An 18,816-nucleotide genomic window follows, 5' to 3' on the forward strand; every position below is an offset into this window, starting at 1 on the left:
TGCACAGGCAATCTACAAGTATCAAGCTCAGACTCGCTTTGGAACCTACATGTGGGATCCCGACCCATCGCGCCCCTGCTACGATCTGACCCGGCGTGCCCATCCAATCCTGACATGTGCTTAGGTGTCAGGCAGTTGGCCCTCCGTCTCGGCGCCACTTTCTCGCCCGTGTCGTTTCTGGCCAGTCCCGCTCACGGGTTGCAGCCCGTCCTCTTCGAGCCTGGCCTTGAGAAAGGCATCGGCGTGATCCAGCCAGCTCCGTACCTCGCCTTCCGGTGTGTTCAGCAAGCGCGCAATGTTGCGCACTGGCACGTCGTCCACGCGTGCTAGCAGCACAGTTCGACGCCACTGGTTAGGCAGCTGCGACAGCAATTCGCCGACGATCTCGTGCAATTCGTTCTGGGCGGCTACCACGTCCGGGCTAATGGCAGCGTCAGGCACCACATCTTCCATCCGCAGCAACTCATCCGGTTGCCAGTACTCGAATACCGCGTCATCAATGTCATCATGAGAGCGTGCCGGCACAACCGTGGCCTTGGCCTCGAGCGAAACCCAGCGGCCTTCTTCGCTGCGCCGCCGCGCAACCTCAGCTTCCAGCACGGCCAGCGCGAGCCCGTGCAGTTCATCCTCGCTCAGTACCACCTGCGGGGCCTGGTTCAGTCGCTCGAGGGCGCGAGTCAGTACCTCGTCGACCACATCGTCCAAGGCCGGATCCGCTTCTGCCAAGTCGCCGCGCGCCCGCAGATAGGACAGTTCGCGCTGCGCGAAGCGTTGCAGCGGCGATAGCAGTGCCCGAACCTGTTCGTCGAAACGTGCCGATTCCGCCGGGGTCGCCGCCGCGGTGGCGGCCTTCAGTCGTCGCAGCCCCTCACGGCGCTGTTTGCGCCGCCAAGTATCCTCCCGGCGCAGGCGCGCCAGGTGGCGCTCGATCTGGCGCCCAAGGTCGACGAACGACGCCCTCAGCGCGCTTCGGATCGACTTCCCGTCTTCTGTGCTGACTAACGTGGCACGCGGCAGCGCCAGGCGCAGCCTGACATGATAGGAGGGGTGGGCGGCGTCCCTCGCGAGATCGGCGCGCAGCAGCACCGTTCCGCCAAAAAACCGTTTGAAATGACGCTTGAGATAGTGCGCGGCAGACTCGGTGAGCATTTGCTCGCACCGCGCGTGCGAGGCCTCGGTGATGTTTTGGTATCTTACCAGCAGTTTCACGACATGCCCGCTGCAATAGCCTATCGCGCCCCGGGACGATGGCAGCCAACATCCAACCTTCTCTCCACGAAGGGCCTCCGCACGCGTGAGCCTCGCCAGCACGCTTGCGGCCACATTCCCCCACGGGCCCCGTTGCTGTGGGCTGAAGTTGTCCGCTTCGCCTTGCCTGAGCCAAAGAACCAAGGGCAACAAGGATACCTGTTGCGTGCTCCACCTGGCACCACGGCGGTCAACCAAAACTTGGGAATCGGTCCTGCCTTGGCGAGTTGGTGTGCCGGTTCAGGCGCGCCCGACCAATCCGATCCCCAATGCACGGCCCTTACAGGGCGAAACGGAAATGCCCACTGTGCAGCACGATGTTGCGTGATCCAGTCAAGTCGAATAGGGTGCGTGCGACGCTTTCAATATCATCGCGGTGTCCCTGTAGGGCCTGTACCAGATCCTCTGGCCGATGCGAGCGCGCCCCAAAGTGATCCTCAAGCGCCTCCGCAGTAATGGCATAGCATGCTGGCGTTCCGTCCACGCGAGCAGCGCATTCGAGGCTCAAGTCGGCGGCACGAAAGCGCGGTTCGGTGCGAGGAAAGTCAATCTGTTGCATTGCGATAACCAGGAGAGAAACCGAGGTTGCCAGCGAACACCGTCGCCGCGCCGATTTGTTGCCAGTGTAGGCAGATTTCGATGGACGACAAAGTCGCGAAGCACGCGATTCGCGGCGCGGCGATCCGGTTCATCCGCGTTGCCGGCTATGCGGACGGCGTCAGGCACCACACTCGGCCTATCGTTTGCGTTGATGGCCGCATGAGCTTGGACCGTGGGGCGAGCGTCGGGCGCGCCATGCCCGGATCGCCGGCTACCCTGGGCGGCCCGACGAATCGAAATCCGGCGACTCGTCGTCCAGAATTTCGAATACCTCTTCCGCCTTGCGTCCCGAGCCGAACTCCGGGTTGCGCAATTGAGGCTCGTCGGCACGCAACCATTCGCAGGCCCGCCGCACATCCTCAACGGTCGGCTCGATGTCCTGGATCCGTGCGATCACTTCATCGTCAACGGGACCCACAATCTCGCGGATCTCACTCGCGCTCGCCAATCGCGAATCGCTCTTGGTCGTGTGCATGGCGATGTCTCCTATGCGGTGGGGGCGGCGTCTTGCCGAATCCGACCCCAGTACGGATGCGGGCGCCGCAGCCTGAAGCGACGTGCCTCTGATCCGAATTTAAATGGTTCCCGAAGGCGGCGCCAAGGGCTTGTCCTCTTCGCACCGGCCGGGATAGGTGGTCGCCGCCTTCACCAGCCGTTCTTGCGTGTAGGCGCCGGCGAACTGACCATCCACCAGCAGGTAGAATTTCCATGGCTGGTTACTCTCGCGCGTGGCGTTCTGGTCGAGCAGGATCGCGGTGCGGCGCACCACCTCTTGCCAGTCTCGGCTGACGACAATGTCGTGTGCGCTCTGATTGGCGCCATCGGGACGGTAGGTGACCAGTGTGTAGGTCAGCGTGTTCATGCTCCCTCCTCTTTGGTGCCGTTGTGTTCGTCCTGCCCCCGCGAACGTGCGGTCCGAACATAAAGCCTACCAATCCGAGGCCCCGCCCGGCTTCGCCCCTAATAGCTTAGCGCACTTGGCTGGCGACGCCGGCGCACACCCTTATCGCGCCGCCACAGGTGCCCGCCCGGCATACGGTGGGGGATCAGCCCGCGCTCAGCCAGGCCATCGCGGCTAGTAGCGTGACGCACGATCAGGCGCTTGCAACGCGCCTGCTCGCTTCTAATATTAAATGAGGCGGTGCGCGCGAAGGCGGCCCGCCTCGCTTGCGCTTGGAGCCGGCATGATCCCCGTGCCGACGGGCGCCGGTAGCATTTCGGATAGCCAAGAAGTGTCGCGTCGTGGCTGGATTTTCGCGGGCGTGGCAGTCGCCCTGTGCGGGGGTGGCTATGTCGCCTACGGCCTTGTTGCAAACGAAGTGCGCAATTCGCAATGGCAGGCGCACTATCTTGGTCGCTTCGCCAGGCAGTTGAGCGTCGCGGTGCAGCCGGGCGCCAGCGACAGCATCCGCTTTCCCCATTCCGGCCCCTATGACGTGCGCCTGGGCTACGGTCGGATGCCAGACTTCACCGAGCGGCTGACGCAACACGGCTACGTGACAGCGGAGCAGGCGCGCATGTCGCCTGCGATGGTTCGGCTGATGGACTACGGCATCTTCCCCCCGTATCGCGAGAAGAGCCAGGCCGGCCTGGCGCTGCGCGACTGCAACGGCCTGACGCTGGCGTTTGAACGCTATCCGCAGCGGCAATATGACAACTTCGCGGCGGTGCCGCCGGTGCTCGTCGGCGCGCTGCTGTTCGTGGAGAACCAGGGGCTGCTGAATCCGGAGTACCCGAACCTGAACCCGGCGCTCGACTGGAAACGCCTGTCACGGGCGGTGATGGACCAGGTGATCCGCCTGGCCGACAAGTTGCACGAATCGCCTGGCGGCAGCACGCTGGCCACGCAGACCGAGAAGTATCGGCATTCGCCGGAAGGTCGCACGCAGTCGATCGCGGAGAAGTTCCGGCAGATGGCCTCGGCCTCGCTGCGCGCCTACCTGGACGGGCCGGACACGCGTCGCGCGCGCGAACGCATCGTGGTCGACTATCTCAACACGGTGCCGCTGTCGGCACGGGTGGGCTTTGGCGAGGTCAACGGCATTGGCGATGCGCTGTGGGTCTGGTATGGCGAGGATTTCGCCGAGGCTAACCGGCTGATGACGCAGATGGACCCGAACGCGCCCACCGGCCGCGAGGCGCAGGCGTTCAAGCGCGCACTGTCGCTGATCATCGCGCAGCGCCGGCCTTCCTACCACCTGCGCCGCGACGACACCAACCTAGAGGCGCTGACTGGCAGCTACCTGCGCCTGCTGGCGACCAACCGCATCATCACGCCCGCGTTGCGCGACGCCGCGCTGCGGCAGCCGCTGGCCAAGGCGGCGCCGCCACCCAAGCCTGAGCCGCAGCCCTTCGTCACGCGCAAAGCTATCAACCGAGTGCGCGCGGACATCGGCTGGATGACCGGCGTCGATAGCCGCTATGACATGGACCGGCTGGACCTGACTGCGGACAGCACCATCAACCGCGAGGCGCAGCGCATTGTTACCGATATCCTGCTGCGCATGCGCGACAAGGACGAGGCCCGCAAAATGGGCCTGTACGGCCACAACCTGCTGCGCGATCCGGATGATCCGTCCAAGTTGACCGCCAGCTTCACGCTGTTCGAGCGCGTGGGCAATGCCAGTGTGGTGCGGGTGCAGGCCGACAACGTGGATCAGCCGTTCGACGTCAATAGCGGGGGGCGCTTCAACCTGGGATCCACCGCCAAGCTGCGCACGCTGGTGACTTACCTGGAGATCGTCACCGAGCTGCACGGTCGCTATGCCGGCATGAGCCGCGCCGATCTGGCCGGTGTAAAGCTGGCGAAGCAGGATGCACTCAGCCGCTGGGCAGTCGATTATCTGAGCCAGGCCCCTGCGCCGGCGGAGCGCGAACTGACGCCGATGCTGGAAGCGGCCCTGGAACGCAAGTATTCCGGCAACCCGGGCGAAGCCTTCTTTACCGGCGGGGGACGGCAGAGCTTCAGCAATTTCGAGCGCTGGGAAGGCGAGCGCATCATGACCGTGCGCGAAGGTTTCCAGCATTCGGTTAACCTGGTCTTCATCCGCCTGATGCGCGACATCGTGCGCCATGAGATGTTCCACGCCAGGCCCGACATGAGCGACATCTTCGAAGACCGGAACTCGCCCGAGCGCCGCGCTTACCTGGAGCGCTTTGCCGACCAGGAGGGCAGCGCTTACATGACCGGCTTCTACCAGCACTACCGCGGCAAGAATTCGGACCAACGCCTGGCAACCCTGCTTGGCCGCGTGCGCATGAGCACGCCGCACTATTCCGCGGTGCGCCTGTCGGTGACGCTGCTGAGCGTGCGGCCGGACTTGGATGAGGAGAGCTTTATCCGCATCATGCGCTCGCGATTGACCGACAAGCGGCTCGCTGGCGAAGATCTGCCCGCGCTCTACCGCAAGTATGGCCACGACAAGTTCAACCTCAATGACCGCGGTTACCTGTCGCGCATCCACCCGCTGGAGCTGTGGATGGTGGAATACCTGGGCAAGCATCCGGATGCGACGCTGGCGCAGATCCTGCGCGACAGCACTGCCGAGCGCCAGGAGGTGTACCGGTGGCTGTTCCGCTCCCGCAGCAAGGCCGGCCAGGACAACCGCATCCGCACCCTGCTGGAGCAGGATGCATTCCAGCGCATTGCGAAGCGCTGGCAGCGCCTGGGCTACCCCTTCGATTCGCTGACCCCGTCGTATGCCACCGCCATCGGCGCCTCGGGCGACCGACCCGCCGCGCTGGCGGAGTTGGCTGGCATCCTCCTCAACGGCGGGGTGGCCACTCGGACGGCCACGGTGCGCAGCCTGGATTTTGCCGCCAATACTCCCTATGCCACGCGCTTTGTCCTGCAGCCGGCGCCGGGCAAGCGACTGCTGCCGACCGAAGTGGCATCCCTGGTGCGGCGCTCGATGCTGGATGTGGTGGAGCGGGGCACGGCCAGGTCGATCCGGGGCGCGTTCGTGATGCCCGGCAAGGGCGGCGCGCCGCTGGCGGTGGCCGGCAAGACCGGCACGGGCGACCAGCGCTTCCAAGTGTATGCCCCGGGCGGGCGGCTGATCGCGTCACGCTCCGTGACCCGTTCGGCCACCTTTGTCTTCGTCGTGGGTGAACACTTCTTCGGCACCGTCACCATCAGCGCGAGGGAGCCGTATGCGGCGCGGTACAGCTACACCAGCGCCCTGGCGGTGCGGCTGCTGCGCTACATGGCGCCGCAGGTGGCGGCCATGGTCGCGCCGGGCAGCGACCAGCCGCTGCTGCGTTGCCGCGACCGACTTCAAGAAGATCCGCTTCTCGGCGTCATGGCCCATTGACCGAAACGCGCGCGAAATGTCATCGCTGCCTAGCCTTTCGGCCGGCTTGACGCGCCCGGCAAACCAAGAACCAGGCTCCGTCAACCCGAGCCACTACGTGGCGCGTCCCATAATTCAAGGTACTCCGGACGGTAGGGCTTGGGGCAGAAATGATCGAAGCCTGCCTCCATGACTTCGCTTGGCATTTTGTCGCCGCGCCCGCCACTGAATGCGACGATCACGGCTTGCTGTGCCCAGGGTTGTGCACGCAGGCGCCGGGCAACCTCCAAACCAGTGATTCGGGGCATATCCAGATCGAGCACGAGCAACTGCGGCCGAAAGCCCGCGGCAAGCAGCATCATCGCCTCGCCGTCGTCGCACCACTGGGCGTCCCACTCGGATTGCCGCAACAGTTCACAGAGTGCGGAAGCACCGTTGGGATCGTCATCGGGAATGAGCGCACGTCGCAACACGAGTTCCAATTTCCAATTGGGCTTCTCATCTATTCATAGCGAACGGTTGCCGCGGATGCAACGGTGTCTTTGGGGCTTCCTGCGATGGACCCGATCTCGATCTAGAGATTTTCGATCTGGCGTTCTGGCATGACTCGTGGTCGGCGACGTCGAGCACGTAGGCGCGGTAGGCGCCTCCCTGCGCCGCAAAGCGCTCCAATCTATCCATGGATGGCGCCAGCGTTGTTCGGCGCATAGTTACCACCACCGTAGCGACGCGTAGCGACTGGCATAGTGCGTGGCCTCGTTGATGCGATCAGAGCACTTATAGTGCGACTCAGCGCTCCGGCAGCCGTAACGGCCGGAACTTCCCTGCCTGTAGCTTGTTGCTTTGGCGCCACACGTAATCGCCGGTCAGGTTAATGTGTTCCCATCCCAGCGGGGACAGGTAAGAAAACAAGGCTGGATCGATTGGCATGCCACGGCCCATCAGTGCCTGCACAGCACGTTCGAGATAGACGGTGTTCCACAGCACGATTGCCGCCGTGACCAGGTTCAGCCCACTGGCGCGGTAGCGTTGCTGCTCGAAGCTGCGGTCGCGAATTTCGCCAAGACGGTAGAAGAAGACGGATCGCGCCAGCGCGTTGCGGGCCTCGCCCTTGTTGAGGCCCGCATGGGTGCGACGGCGCAATTGCAGGTCCTGTAACCAGTCCAGCGTGAACAATGTCCGCTCGATGCGGCCTAGCTCGCGAAGCGCCACTGCGAGGCCATTTTGTCGTGGGTAGCTGCCGAGCTTTCGCAACATCAATGAGGCGGTCACCGTGCCCTGGCGGATCGACGTGGCCAGGCGCAGGATTTCATCCCAGTGTGACCGGATCAGCGTCTCCTTGCAGGCGCTACCGATCATCGGAGCCAACGCCGGATAGTCGTCTGGGCTGCCGGGGATGTACAGCTTCGTGTCTGCGAGATCGCGGATCCGGGGCGCGAACCGGAACCCGAGCAGATGCATCAGGGCGAAGACGTGATCGGTGAAGCCGTTGGTATCCGTGTAATGCTCCTGGATCCGCAGATCGGACTCATGGTACAGCAAGCCGTCGAGCACGTAGGTCGAATCACGGATGCCGACGTTGACCAGATTGGAGTGATACGGCGCGTACTGATCCGAGATATGCGTGTAGATCATCCGGCCGGGTTCGGAGCCGTACTTCGGATTTACGTGCCCAGTGCTCTCGGCTCGGCCGCCGGCCTTGAAGCGCTGACCGTCTGACGAAGACGTCGTGCCGTCCCCCCAATGCGCAGCGAACCCATGGGCCGACTGTGCATTGACGAGATCGGCCAGGCCCTGAGTATAGGTTTCGTCCCGAATATGCCACGCCTGCAGCCAGGACAGCTTGGCGTAGGTAGTGCCCGGGCAGGATTCCGCCATTTTGGTCAGACCGAGATTGATGGCGTCGGCAAGCACAGTCGTGAGCAACAGCGTCTTGTCGGCGGCCGGCTCGCCCGTCTTCAGGTGCGTGAAATGGCGGGTGAAGCCGGTCCATCCGTCGACTTCCAGCAGCAGCTCCGTGATCTTGACGCGCGGTAGCATCAGCGCGGTCTGGTCGATCAAGGTCTGCGCCTCCATTGGAACGGCGGCGTCGAGCGGCGAGATCTTCAGGCCGGACTGGGTGATGATCGCGTCCGGCAGCTTGTTCGCGGTGGCTAGCCGATCGACGGTGGCCAGTTTCAGTTCCAGCAATCGGCGTCGCTCATCCAAGTAGCAGTCGCAATCAGTGGCGATCGGCAGCGGCAGCAGGCGCCTCTGTCGGAGCGCGACGAACTTCTCGGCGGGCAACAGGTACGTCTCGAAATCCTTGAATTGCCGCGAGCCCTGCACCCAGATGTCGCCGGAACGCAAGCGGTTCCTGAGTTCCACCAGCGCGCACAACTCATAGTAGCGACGGTCGATGCCGTTCTTGGCGCGTACCAGCGGCTCCCAGCGCTTCTTGATGAAAGAGGTGGGCGCATCGGCCGGGACTTTGCGCGCATCGTTGACATTCATCTTTCGGATGGTGTCAATGGCGGCCAGCACATCCTTGGCCGCCGGCGCGGCACGCAGCTTCAGGATATCGAGAAACTCCGGCACGTAGCGGCGCAGCGTCGAGAAATGGTCGCCAACCAGATGCAGGAAGTCAAACGCCTCAGGTTGGGCGAGCTGCTCGGCTTCGGTGACGCTCTTGGTGAAGACCTGCCAGGGCATCACCGCTTCAATCGCCTCGAAGGGATCGCCGCCGCGCTCCTTCGCCTCCAGGATGGCCCGCCCGATTCTCGAGTACTGCCGGATCTTGTCATTGATCGACTTGCCGGACAGATGAAATTCCTCGCGGTGCTTCTTCTTCGCCAGATTGAACAGACGCCCCAAGATACGGTCGTGTAGATCGACGATTTCATCGGTGACGGTCGCGCAGGCCTCGATCACGATCGCGGTCAGCGTCGCGTGCCGGCGCTGCGGCTCGAACTTGGCGAGATCATGGGGCGTCATCTGACCGCCCTCCCGGGCGATCTTCAGCAGCCGGTTCTGGTGAACCAGCCGCTCGATCCCCTCCGGCAAGCCGACGGCTCGCAGCAGCTTCAGGCGGTTGATGTGCTGCAACATCTGGCGGGAGCTGGCCTTGCCCGGCGGCAGCCGCAGCCAGGCGAGCCAGGTCAGCCGCCCGTCTGGCCGGCGCTGCAGGAGCAGGTCGAGTTGTCGCCGGTGGTGTTCCGTGAGCGGCTCGGTCAGTACCTGGTAAATGCGGCGGGTCGCGCGCGTCACGGCCTCCGCGCATATGCGCTCCAGCACGTTCGTGCCCGGCAGCAGCAGCGACTGCTGGCGCAGGAAATCGATCAACGCCGTGGCGAGGATGATGCCCTTGTCGGTTTGCTGCGCCAGCTCCGACAGCGACTGGACGGCGGCGCGGTAGTCGGCCATGGTGAATGGGCGCATGCGAAGCACGGTCTGCAGCTCCGCCTGGTGCTCCCGTCGGGTCTGGTCACGCCGCCCGTAGTCTGGCCAATGCGAGGGCGCAACGCGCAACTGCTGCGCCACCACCTGCAGCAATGCCTGTGGCGGTTCCTCGCCCGCCGCCAGCATGATGCCGGGATAGCGCATGTAGCAGAGCTGGACCGCGAAACCCAACCGATTGTCGGCGCCCCGGCGCTGCCGGATCAGCGCAAGATCCGACTCGTTGAATGTGTAATGACGGATGAGTTCTTCGTCGGTGTCCGGAAATGAGAGCAGGTTCTCCCGCTCGGTGGCGGAAAGTACGGTACGGCGTGACATGCCAATGCTTTCGATGAACCGGAATCAGCGGTCTTGGTCGGTGCTGCGCCGGCTTCAGTGGGCAGGTTTCAGGAAAGAATACGCATTTTAAAGCGTTCTATTCAGATAATCCTTGTTATCGTAATAAGCCTGTTTCTAGCATAAACTGGTAGCCATGAAAATGCCCCAGACACCGCCACTCGGCATCCCGGAATCCCGCGACTTCCCCGATGAAGCCGCGCTCGCGGCGCTGCGTGGCTGGTATTCCGGCTTGTCGTCCCGCGCGGCGGTGGAGCGTTATCTGGCCCATGCCAAGGCGCCCGGCGAATCGGCACGCGGCATGCTTGGCCGGATCCGCCGGCAACTGATCGCCTTCGCCCAGCACCGCCAGCGCGCCGACCTGGCGGATCTGCTGCGGCATCCCGTCAGCGAACGGCTGCAGTGCGCCATTGCTGTGGGCCATGCGATCGAGGTCCTGCGTTCCCTTCCAGCCCCGCAGCCTCAGGTCACGGACGACATCGGGCTTTGGCTGGCACCCCGGGCCGTTCGCGCCCTGCGCGCCCATGGCATCCAGACGCTGGCGGACCTGACCGTGCGGGTGCCGCGCCGACGCCGCTGGTGGAGTGCGATCCCAGACCTGGGGCAGGCCAGCGCACGGCACATCGAGGACTTCTTTCGCGCGCACCCGCAACTGACCGAGCGGGCGCGCGCGCTGATCGTCACCACGTCGCCGAGTGCGGTGGTGCCGTGGGAGCGGCTGCATCTGCCGCACGAGGTGGACGGCTCGCGGGGCAGTTTCCGGGCGCCGCGGCAGGCCTGCACGCTCGACGCGTCCAACGACTACGAGGCGGTGCAGGCCTGGCTCGCCCTGCACGAAGCGCCGACCACGCAGCGCGCCTACCGGAAGGAAGCCGAGCGGCTGATCCTGTGGGCGATTGTCGAACGGGGTCGGGCGCTATCATCGCTCACCACAGAAGATGCCATCGCCTATCGCACCTTTCTGCGAAGGCCAGCGCCGCGCGAGCGGTGGGTCGGGCCGCCGCGAGCACGTAGCGGCCCCGATTGGCGGCCGTTCGCACGAGCGCTTTCGGCTCGCTCCACGGCATACGCGCTATCGGTGCTCGGCGCCTTGTTCCGCTGGCTGATCGAGCAACGCTATGTGTTGGCCAATCCGTTTGCGGGGATCAAGGTCCGTGGCCGCACTCGCGTCGCCGCCCTCGATACCTCCAGAGGATTTACCGAGGGCGAATGGCTGCTGGTGCGTACCATTGCCGACGGCCTGGAGTGGTCCTATGGCTGGGATGCTCCCGCAGCCCAGCGCCTGCGCTTTATCCTGGATTTCGCTTATGCCACCGGCTTGCGCGCCAGCGAACTGGTCCGCGCAACCCTGGGCGACATCCGCGTGGATGAACACCATGATCACTGGCTGCATCTGGTTGGCAAGGGCAGTCGGCCCGGAAAAGTGGCGCTACCGCCACTGGCACGCTCGGGGCTCGACCAGTATCTGGTGCAACGAGGACTGCCGGTGACGCCGGCCCGTTGGGACCCCAAGACACCTCTCCTCGCCAGCCTGGACCAGGATAGCGCGAGCAGTATTACCGGGACCCGCCTCTGGCACGTGATGCGGCGCTTCTTTGACCAGGCCGCCGATGTGATTGCGTGCGACGACCCTGCAGTGGCCGAGAAGCTGTGCCGAGCTAGCCCGCACTGGATGCGGCATACCCATGCCACACACGCTCTGGCCCGCGGCGCGGAATTGACCAGCGTGCGCGACAACCTTCGTCACGCTTCGGTGGCGACCACCTCGATTTATCTACAAAGCGACGAGGTCAAGCGGGCACGCCAGATGAATCAGGCCTTCGCGGCCCGGTAGCCAGCGCTCGGCCAGGCCTCCCGTGGCTTAGCGTGCAATATTTTCCGTTTTCTGAAGCGACCCCTGAAGGCCAGCCGCGCCCGGTCGCGCGCGACTACACGCCGCGCCGCTACGATGCGGCGAAGCAGGAGCTGGATATCGAATTCGTGCTGCACGGTGATGGCCCCGCGTCGACGTGGGCGGCGCAGGCGCAGCCGGGCCAGTGCCTGGGCGTGGGCGGGCCGCGTGGCTCGTTCGTGGTGCCAACGGCGTTCGACTGGCACCTGCTGGTCGGCGATGACACCGCGCTGCCGGCAATCGGCCGGCGCCTGGAAGAGCTTGGCGCCGATACCCACGCCATCGTCGTGGTGGAAGTGGGCGATGCCGCCGCGCAGATCCCGCTGCCGACGTCTGCAAAATGCGATATCCACTGGCTGCATCGTGGTGATGCGCCGGAAGGCAGCCTGCTGGAAGCCGCGCTGCGCAAGCTCACGCTGCCGCGCGGCGAGGGCTATGTGTGGGCCGCCGGTGAGGCTGCGGCAATGAAGGCGGTGCGCCAGTACCTGGTGACGGAACGCGGCATCGACAAGAAGCGCATCCGGGCATCGGCTTACTGGAAGCGCGGTGCGTCGGCGGTGCACGAGACGCTGGACGACTGAACCAGGCTTTGCGGTGTACGCGGGCGGGGGCATGCCATAAGATGGCGGCATCGCTGCCGCCAGGAGAAACGCCGTGCTGTCCGCCATCAAGCCGTTGCGCATCGCCGCTGTCGCTGCCGCGTCCGTTGCCATGCTGGCCGGGTGCGCGCCGGATTCCGTGCGCAACATCGAGGCCAGGGGCTTCAATGCCTATCTCGATTCGCTGAAGACCGCATGCCCCAATATGGTCGTCGGCTCCAGCAATATCAGCGACTGGCTGCGCACCAACGGCGGCAACGGTGACGATAACTACGTCTACTGGCTGGATCAGACTTCGCGGCTCTACTACCGGCGTATCTCGGCGGCACAGTATCGCGACTCGGTCAGCGCGGCGCTTGGCGGCAAGTCCGATGCGCGCGCGCTCGACTGCATCGTGCGGCATCTGCCGGCGGACCGGCCCACGCATCCTCCGGGCGGCAAGCTGCTTTGATCGGCTGCACCTGCCCGTTGTGCAATCGCCGCATCCCCGCTAACATAAGTCCCCGGTGGCCGAGACAACGGCTGCCGACGTCGCTCGGACGGTTCCGGGCGCTTACGTAAAGGACCCCTCATGACTGCCGCTTCTGGCAAGCGCCGCTTTGCGCGCATCGATCGCCTTCCCCCGTACGTTTTCAATATCACCGCCGAGCTGAAGATGGCCGCCCGCCGCCGTGGCGAGGACATCATCGACATGAGCATGGGCAACCCCGATGGCGCCACGCCTGCGCATATCGTGGCCAAGCTCACGGAGGCGGCGCAGCGGCCCGATACGCACGGCTACTCGGCTTCCAAGGGCATTCCGCGGCTGCGCCGCGCGATTTCGCACTGGTACCGCGAGCGCTATGACGTCGAGATCGATCCGGATACGGAGGCCATCGTCACCATCGGTTCCAAGGAAGGCCTGGCGCACCTGATGCTGGCCACGCTGGACCGCGGCGATACGGTGCTGGTGCCCGATCCCAGCTATCCCATCCATATCTACGGCGCGGTCATTGCCGGCGCGGATATCCGCTCGGTGCCGCTGGTGCCGGGCATCGACTTCTTTGCCGAGCTGGAGCGGGCCATCCGCGGCAGCTATCCCAAGCCCAAGATGATCGTGCTGGGCTTTCCGTCCAACCCCACCGCGCAATGCGTGGAGCTGGACTTCTTCGAGCGCGTGATTGCGCTGGCGCGCAAGCACGATATCTTCGTGGTCCACGACCTGGCCTATGCCGACATCGTCTTCGATGGCTGGAAGGCGCCGTCGATCATGCAGGTGCCGGGCGCCAAGGACATCGCGGTGGAGTTCTTCACGCTGTCCAAGAGCTACAACATGGCGGGCTGGCGCGTGGGCTTCATGGTGGGCAATCCGGACCTGGTGGCGGCGCTGACGCGCATCAAGAGCTATCACGACTACGGCACCTTCACGCCGCTGCAGATCGCGGCCATTGCCGCGCTGGAAGGCGACCAGCAATGCGTCAGCGAGATCGCCGCGCAGTACCAGTCGCGCCGCGACGTGCTGGCGCGCGGGCTGATCGAAGCGGGCTGGCCGGTGGAGATTCCGAAGGCGTCGATGTATATCTGGGCGCAGATTCCCGAGCCGTACCGCGCGCTGGGCTCGCTGGAGTTCTCCAAGCAGTTGCTGGCCAAGGCCAAGGTATCGGTCTCGCCGGGCATCGGGTTTGGCGACTATGGCGACGAGTACGTGCGCTTTGCCCTGATCGAAAACGAATCTCGCATCCGGCAGGCGGTGCGCGGCATCAAGGCGATGTTCCGCGCGGACGGGCTGGTGAAGGGCTGAGGCCCGGGCGCCGCAGCGCCTACGGCGTGGCAGCCGTCCCGGCCGGTATGGCCAGTGGCAGCGGCTGTTCGCCGGGCGCCCACCATGGGCGGAACAGCGCCTGGACGGCGTCCAGGCTGACCGCCTCATAGCTGCTGGTGCGCCACCGGGGCGTGTTGTCCTTGTCGACGATCAGCGCGCGCACGCCCTCGATGAAATCCCCTTGCGAGAACGTATTGACCACCACCGCCAGTTCCATGCGGAAGCATTCGGCCAAGTCCATGCGGCGGCCGCGCAGCAGCAGTTCGCGCGTGGCGCAGGCGGACAGGGGCGAACGGGTGCGCAGCACGTCGATCGTGCGGGTGGCCCACGCGGTGTAGGCCGGATCATCCTGGCAGGCCAGTCCGGCCAGGATCTCGGGCAGCGTTGCGTGTGCCGGGAAATGCTGCAGCAGCGCCGGCAGCACCTGCAGCAGCGGCGCGTCGGCAGCGCCGGCCACGTGCTCGCGCACCAGCGCATGGCGCAAGTCAGCGAGCGTGTCATGGCCCCAGGCGATGCCGGCGAGCGTCTGCTCCAGGCCGGCCAGCGTGGCGCTGTCGACCGCCGCATCGGCCAGTCCGCACAGCAGCGCGTCGGCCGTGCCGATGGTGACGCCGGTCAGCCCCAGGTAGAGGGCCAACTGCACCGGCAGCTTCGACAGGAAATGGCTGGCGCCCACGTCCGGCACTAGGCCGATGCCGGTCTCCGGCATGGCCACACGAGAGCGTTCGGTGACGATGCGCAGGTGCGCGGCTTGCGCCAGGCCCATGCCGCCGCCCATGACGATGCCGTCCATCAGCGCCACCAGCGGTTTCGGAAAGCGGTGCAGGCGGTAGTCCAGCGTGTATTCGTCGATGAAGAAGCGCCGGTGCAGCGGGGTGCCGTCGCGGTAGCTGTCGGTCAGCGCGCGGATATCGCCGCCGGCGCAGAACGCCTTGGGGCCGGCGCCGCGCAGCACCACGGCGCGCACGGCGTCGTCCTGCGCCCAGGCTTCCATCTGCGCACCTAACGCGACGATCATCGGGTATGACAAGGCGTTGAGCTGGCGCGGCCGGTTCAGCGTGGCAATGCCGACGCCGTTGACGACCTGGAACAGCACCTCCGGCTCGGCGGCATCCAGGTTGGCGGCCTTGGTCTCATCAGTCAGGCGCATGGCGGGTTCCTAGGCGTTGCGCCATTGCGGCGCGCGTTTCTCGAGGAAGGCGTTGACGCCTTCGCGCTGGTCGGCATCGTCGAACAGGTCGACAAAGCGCTCGCGTTCCAGCGCCAGCGCGGCCTGGCGCGGCACGCCCTGGCGTGCCAGGTGCACCAGCCGCTTGCTGTGCGCGGCGGCGCGCGGGCTGACGTTGCAGGCGCGCTCGGCCATCGCCAGCGCGGTGGCGAAAGCGTGGCCGCGCGGCACGACTTCCTCGACCAGGCCGATGCGCAACGCGGTGGCGGCATTCACGCGCTCGTTGGTCAGGATCATGCGCTTGGCCATGCCTTCACCCACCAGCCACGGCAGCGTTTGCGTGCCGCAGCCGCACGGCAGCAGGCCGACGGCGGCTTCGGGCAGGGCCATCTGCGCCTGTTCCTCGGCGATGCGGATATCGCAGGCCAGCGCGCATTCCAGCCCGCCGCCCATGGCATAGCCGTTGATCGCGGCAATCACCACGGGCCGCGCGTTCTGCAAGGCCTCGAAGGCGCTGCCGAACTGCTGTGCCATCACGCGGGCATGGGCGCGGTCGCCCTCGGCAAAGCCGTTCAGATCCGCACCGGCGCTGAAGAACTTCTCGCCGGCACCGGTGACCACCACGGCGCGCACTTCGGGGTTGGCGTCGATCTTTGCCACCAGCTCACGCAACTGCTGCAGGCCTTCGGCGGTGAAAGCGTTAGCGGGCGGGCGGCTCAGCGTCAGCGTGGCAACGTGGCCTCGCAGGGCGAACTCGATCATTGCTTGCTCTCCTTGTCCGCTGCGGACAGGTACTGGCGGATCACGCCGGAGAAGTCGAGCTGGCCGTCGCCGGCATGGCTCACGGCCTGGTAGACCTGCTGCGCCAGCGCGCCCAGGAACAGCGGCTGCTTCACGCTGCGCGCGGCGTCGTTGGCCAGGCCCAGGTCCTTGAGCATCAGGTCGGCGCCAAAGCCGCCGCTGTAGCCTCGCCCGGCCGGCGCGGTCTCGATCACGCCGGGCCAGGGGTTGCAGGTGTCCGAGGCCCAGCAGCGGCCGGTGGAGGTATTGACGATGCCAGCCAGCACGTTGGCATCGATGCCGAGCTTGACGCCCAGCGCCATCGCCTCGGACACGCCGATCATCGAGATGCCGAGGATCAGGTTGTTGCAGATCTTGGCGACCTGGCCGGTGCCGGTGCCGCCGCAATGGACCAGGTTGCGGCCCATGCCGGCCAGCACCGGGCGCACCTGGGCGAACAGCGCTTCGGTGGCGCCGACCATGAAGGTCAGCGTGCCGGCCTGTGCCCCGACGGTGCCGCCGGAGACCGGCGCATCGGCCAGCGCATTGCCGTGCGCCTCGGCGGCGGCGGCCAGTTCGCGTACAGTGGCGGGGTCGATGGTGCTGGAATCGACCAGCGGCACGCCCGCGCGCACGCCGGCCAGCACGCCTTCCGGGCCAAGGTAGGCGCTGCGTACATGGGCGGCTGCGGGCAGCATGGTGATGACAAAGTCCGCTTCGGCCACCGCCTTGCGGGCGGAGTCGGCGGTGGCGGCGCCCTCGGCGCACAGCGATGCCACCGCGGCAGCGTTCAGGTCGAATACGGTCAGCGTATGGCCAGCTTTAAGCAGATTGCGCGCCATGGGGGCGCCCATGTTGCCGAGGCCGATGAAGGCGATATGCATGGGGTTTCCTTCGATGAAGGGCGCTTTGAATCCCGCTCGGTTTGCTCCCCTCTCCCGCTCGCGGGAGAGGGGCGGGGGTGAGGGCGGGGATGTCAATCGCTACCAAGTCAGCACAGTTATGCAGGCCGGTCGTGCGCCTGCGGTTTGTCAAGAGGCTCAGGTCCTGCCGGCGCCGGCCCTCACCCCCAGCCCCTCTCCCGCAAGCGGGGACCAAACAAGCAGTTCGCGTCCGGCGTCAGGTTTTGGTCGCCTCGCTTATTTCAAACTGATCGTCGTATTCACCCCATCATTGACCGTCGCGTCATCAAACCACCGCGCCGTCACCGTCTTGGTCTGCGTATAGAACTGCACCACCTGCTTGCCATACGGGCCCAGGTCGCCCAGCTTGGAGCCGCGCGAGCCGGTGAAGCTGAAGTAGGGCACCGGCACCGGGATGGGGATGTTGATGCCGACCTGGCCCACGTCGATCTCGCTCTGGAACTTGCGCGCCGCGGCGCCGCTCTGCGTGAACACGCCGGTGCCGTTGCCGAACGGGTTGCGGTTGACCAGCGCGATGGCGTCGTCCAGCGTATCGACGCCGATCACCACCAGCACCGGCCCGAAGATCTCTTCGGTGTAGATCGACATATCGGTCCGCACATTGGTAAAGATGGTCGGGCCAATGAAGTTGCCCTGCGGGTAGCCGGGCACCTGCGCGCCGCGGCCATCGAGCACCAGCGTTGCGCCTTCGCGCTCGCCGGCGGCGATCAGGCCGAGGATCCGTTCCTTTGCCGCCACCGATACCACGGGGCCGACATCGGTGCCCGCCTCGGCGCCGGCGCCGACTTTCAGGGTCCTGGCGCGTTCGACCAGGTCGGGCACCCAGTCGCGTGCCGCCCCCACCAGCACGACCACCGAGGTGGCCATGCAACGCTGGCCGGCCGCGCCGAAGCCTGCGCCCGCGAGGGCGTTCAGTGTCTGTTCCTTGTGCGCATCCGGCAGCACCACCGCATGGTTCTTGGCGCCCATCATCGACTGCACGCGCTTGCCGTGCGCGCCGGCCAGGTTGTAGACGTGGGTGCCGACGGCGGTCGAGCCCACGAACGACACGGCCTTGATGTCCGGGTGCGTGCACAGCGCGTCGACCACGTCCTTGGCGCCGTGCACCACGTTCAGCACGCCCGGCGGCACGCCGGCTTCCAGCGCCAGCTTGACCAGTTCCATGGTGGACAGCGGATCCTGCTCCGAGGGCTTGAGCACAAAGGTGTTGCCGCACACGATCGCCATCGGGAACATCCACAGCGGGATCATCGCCGGGAAGTTGAACGGCGTGATGCCGGCGCAGACGCCGATCGGCTGCTGCAGCGTGTAGGTGTCGACGGTGGCGGCCACGTTCTCGGCAAAGCCGCCTTGCTGCAGGGTGCCGATCGAGCAAGCGTGCTCCACCACCTCCAGCCCGCGGAAGATATCGCCCTCGGCATCGGCCAGGGTCTTGCCTTGTTCGGCGGTCAGGATGGCGGCGATGCGCTTGCTGTGCTCGCGGATCAGTGCCTGGAAGCGCAGCATGACGCGCAGCCGCGCGCCGATCGGCGTGTGGCGCCAGGTGGCAAAGGCGCGGTGCGCGGCACCGACGGCGGCGGCGACTTCGCTGGCGGTGGCCAGCGGCACGCGTGCCAGCACTTCCTGCGTGGCGGGATTGACCACGTTGCGGAATTCGGTGGCGGACGAATCCACCCATTCGCCGTTGATCAGCAGCGGCACGGTCGGCACGGCAATGTCGGTCTTGGGCACGGCAGTCATGGT

At 65.7% G+C, this 18,816-nt stretch carries 15 protein-coding genes and 1 pseudogene; 5 read left to right on the forward strand and 11 right to left on the reverse strand.

Annotation, left to right across the window (positions count from 1 at the left end; genetic code table 11):
* Positions 1 to 120 precede the first annotated feature (120 nt).
* The 5 genes from ACREYQ_RS23910 to ACREYQ_RS23930 all read right to left on the reverse strand — a co-directional run bounded on the left by ACREYQ_RS23910 (position 121) and on the right by ACREYQ_RS23930 (position 2,710).
* Positions 121 to 1,209, reverse strand: a complete 1,089-nt coding sequence (locus ACREYQ_RS23910; protein ID WP_432260195.1) for a sigma factor-like helix-turn-helix DNA-binding protein — start codon at positions 1,207 to 1,209, stop codon at positions 121 to 123.
* 319 nt (positions 1,210 to 1,528) lie between these two features.
* Positions 1,529 to 1,807 carry a DUF1488 domain-containing protein gene (locus tag ACREYQ_RS23915; protein ID WP_317923264.1) on the reverse strand — a complete coding sequence of 93 codons (279 nt, stop codon included), beginning with the start codon at positions 1,805 to 1,807 and terminating at the stop codon, positions 1,529 to 1,531.
* Positions 1,794 to 1,940, reverse strand: a complete 147-nt coding sequence (locus tag ACREYQ_RS23920; protein ID WP_432260196.1) for a hypothetical protein — start codon at positions 1,938 to 1,940, stop codon at positions 1,794 to 1,796. Before ACREYQ_RS23920 ends, ACREYQ_RS23915 begins: the two co-directional genes overlap by 14 nt.
* A 119-nt stretch (positions 1,941 to 2,059) precedes the next feature.
* Entirely contained in the window at positions 2,060 to 2,323 is a 264-nt protein-coding gene (locus tag ACREYQ_RS23925) for a hypothetical protein (protein WP_432260197.1), read from the reverse strand.
* Positions 2,324 to 2,422: 99 nt separating this feature from the next.
* Positions 2,423 to 2,710, reverse strand: coding sequence for a hypothetical protein (locus ACREYQ_RS23930; protein WP_432260198.1), 288 nt, complete (start codon positions 2,708 to 2,710; stop codon positions 2,423 to 2,425).
* Between the two features lie 370 nt (positions 2,711 to 3,080).
* On the opposite strand from ACREYQ_RS23930, the gene ACREYQ_RS23935 reads away from it, so the two are divergent.
* Positions 3,081 to 6,161 carry a transglycosylase domain-containing protein gene (locus ACREYQ_RS23935; protein ID WP_432260199.1) on the forward strand — a complete coding sequence of 1,027 codons (3,081 nt, stop codon included), beginning with the start codon at positions 3,081 to 3,083 and terminating at the stop codon, positions 6,159 to 6,161.
* An 80-nt stretch (positions 6,162 to 6,241) separates the two neighbouring features.
* Here the strand turns inward: ACREYQ_RS23935 and ACREYQ_RS23940 are convergent, their stop codons facing one another.
* Both ACREYQ_RS23940 and ACREYQ_RS23945 read right to left on the reverse strand, forming a co-directional pair.
* Positions 6,242 to 6,613: a response regulator gene (locus ACREYQ_RS23940; RefSeq protein ID WP_432260380.1), complete on the reverse strand. Its 372-nt coding sequence runs from the start codon at positions 6,611 to 6,613 to the stop codon at positions 6,242 to 6,244.
* A gap of 316 nt (positions 6,614 to 6,929) precedes the next feature.
* The gene (locus ACREYQ_RS23945; RefSeq protein WP_432260200.1) at positions 6,930 to 9,893 is read right to left on the reverse strand and encodes a Tn3 family transposase; all 2,964 of its coding nucleotides are present in this window, start codon (positions 9,891 to 9,893) and stop codon (positions 6,930 to 6,932) included.
* A gap of 160 nt (positions 9,894 to 10,053) precedes the next feature.
* On the opposite strand from ACREYQ_RS23945, the gene ACREYQ_RS23950 reads away from it, so the two are divergent.
* The 4 genes and pseudogenes from ACREYQ_RS23950 (at position 10,054) to alaC (ending at position 14,181) form a co-directional block, all read left to right on the forward strand.
* The gene (locus ACREYQ_RS23950) at positions 10,054 to 11,745 is read left to right on the forward strand and encodes a phage integrase family protein (protein ID WP_432260381.1); all 1,692 of its coding nucleotides are present in this window, start codon (positions 10,054 to 10,056) and stop codon (positions 11,743 to 11,745) included.
* A pseudogene (locus ACREYQ_RS23955) lies at positions 11,736 to 12,383 on the forward strand (siderophore-interacting protein); the annotation flags it as partial. The gene ACREYQ_RS23950 and the pseudogene ACREYQ_RS23955, both read left to right, overlap by 10 nt.
* A 73-nt stretch (positions 12,384 to 12,456) precedes the next feature.
* Positions 12,457 to 12,852 (forward strand): hypothetical protein, encoded by a 396-nt coding sequence (locus ACREYQ_RS23960; protein WP_432260483.1) that lies wholly within the window; start codon positions 12,457 to 12,459, stop codon positions 12,850 to 12,852.
* Between the two features lie 120 nt (positions 12,853 to 12,972).
* Entirely contained in the window at positions 12,973 to 14,181 is a 1,209-nt protein-coding gene (alaC, locus tag ACREYQ_RS23965) for an alanine transaminase (RefSeq protein ID WP_432260484.1), read from the forward strand.
* A 19-nt stretch (positions 14,182 to 14,200) separates the two neighbouring features.
* Here alaC and ACREYQ_RS23970 read toward each other — a convergent pair whose 3' ends face one another.
* The 4 genes from ACREYQ_RS23970 to ACREYQ_RS23985 form a co-directional block, all read right to left on the reverse strand.
* A complete protein-coding gene (locus ACREYQ_RS23970; protein ID WP_432260485.1) occupies positions 14,201 to 15,352 on the reverse strand; it encodes an enoyl-CoA hydratase/isomerase family protein in 1,152 nt (383 codons plus the stop codon).
* A 9-nt stretch (positions 15,353 to 15,361) separates the two neighbouring features.
* Positions 15,362 to 16,132 carry an enoyl-CoA hydratase gene (locus ACREYQ_RS23975; protein WP_432260486.1) on the reverse strand — a complete coding sequence of 257 codons (771 nt, stop codon included), beginning with the start codon at positions 16,130 to 16,132 and terminating at the stop codon, positions 15,362 to 15,364.
* Positions 16,129 to 17,034, reverse strand: coding sequence for a 3-hydroxyisobutyrate dehydrogenase (gene mmsB / locus ACREYQ_RS23980; RefSeq protein ID WP_432260487.1), 906 nt, complete (start codon positions 17,032 to 17,034; stop codon positions 16,129 to 16,131). Before mmsB ends, ACREYQ_RS23975 begins: the two co-directional genes overlap by 4 nt.
* Before the next feature lie 255 nt (positions 17,035 to 17,289).
* Positions 17,290 to 18,813 carry a CoA-acylating methylmalonate-semialdehyde dehydrogenase gene (locus tag ACREYQ_RS23985; protein WP_432260488.1) on the reverse strand — a complete coding sequence of 508 codons (1,524 nt, stop codon included), beginning with the start codon at positions 18,811 to 18,813 and terminating at the stop codon, positions 17,290 to 17,292.
* Positions 18,814 to 18,816 lie beyond the last annotated feature (3 nt).

Origin of the sequence: Cupriavidus sp. TMH.W2, assembly GCF_050847365.1 — a bacterium.
Taxonomy (GTDB): domain Bacteria; phylum Pseudomonadota; class Gammaproteobacteria; order Burkholderiales; family Burkholderiaceae; genus Cupriavidus.

Coding starts and splice junctions, on each gene's coding strand:
- ACREYQ_RS23925 (WP_432260197.1), bottom strand. CDS start 2,323: ATGCACACGACCAAGAGCGATTCGCGATTGGCGAGCGCGAGTGAGATC.
- alaC (WP_432260484.1), top strand. CDS start 12,973: ATGACTGCCGCTTCTGGCAAGCGCCGCTTTGCGCGCATCGATCGCCTT.
- ACREYQ_RS23945 (WP_432260200.1), bottom strand. CDS start 9,893: ATGTCACGCCGTACCGTACTTTCCGCCACCGAGCGGGAGAACCTGCTC.
- ACREYQ_RS23985 (WP_432260488.1), bottom strand. CDS start 18,813: ATGACTGCCGTGCCCAAGACCGACATTGCCGTGCCGACCGTGCCGCTG.
- mmsB (WP_432260487.1), bottom strand. CDS start 17,034: ATGCATATCGCCTTCATCGGCCTCGGCAACATGGGCGCCCCCATGGCG.
- ACREYQ_RS23970 (WP_432260485.1), bottom strand. CDS start 15,352: ATGCGCCTGACTGATGAGACCAAGGCCGCCAACCTGGATGCCGCCGAG.
- ACREYQ_RS23950 (WP_432260381.1), top strand. CDS start 10,054: ATGCCCCAGACACCGCCACTCGGCATCCCGGAATCCCGCGACTTCCCC.
- ACREYQ_RS23930 (WP_432260198.1), bottom strand. CDS start 2,710: ATGAACACGCTGACCTACACACTGGTCACCTACCGTCCCGATGGCGCC.
- ACREYQ_RS23975 (WP_432260486.1), bottom strand. CDS start 16,132: ATGATCGAGTTCGCCCTGCGAGGCCACGTTGCCACGCTGACGCTGAGC.
- ACREYQ_RS23920 (WP_432260196.1), bottom strand. CDS start 1,940: ATGAACCGGATCGCCGCGCCGCGAATCGCGTGCTTCGCGACTTTGTCG.
- ACREYQ_RS23915 (WP_317923264.1), bottom strand. CDS start 1,807: ATGCAACAGATTGACTTTCCTCGCACCGAACCGCGCTTTCGTGCCGCC.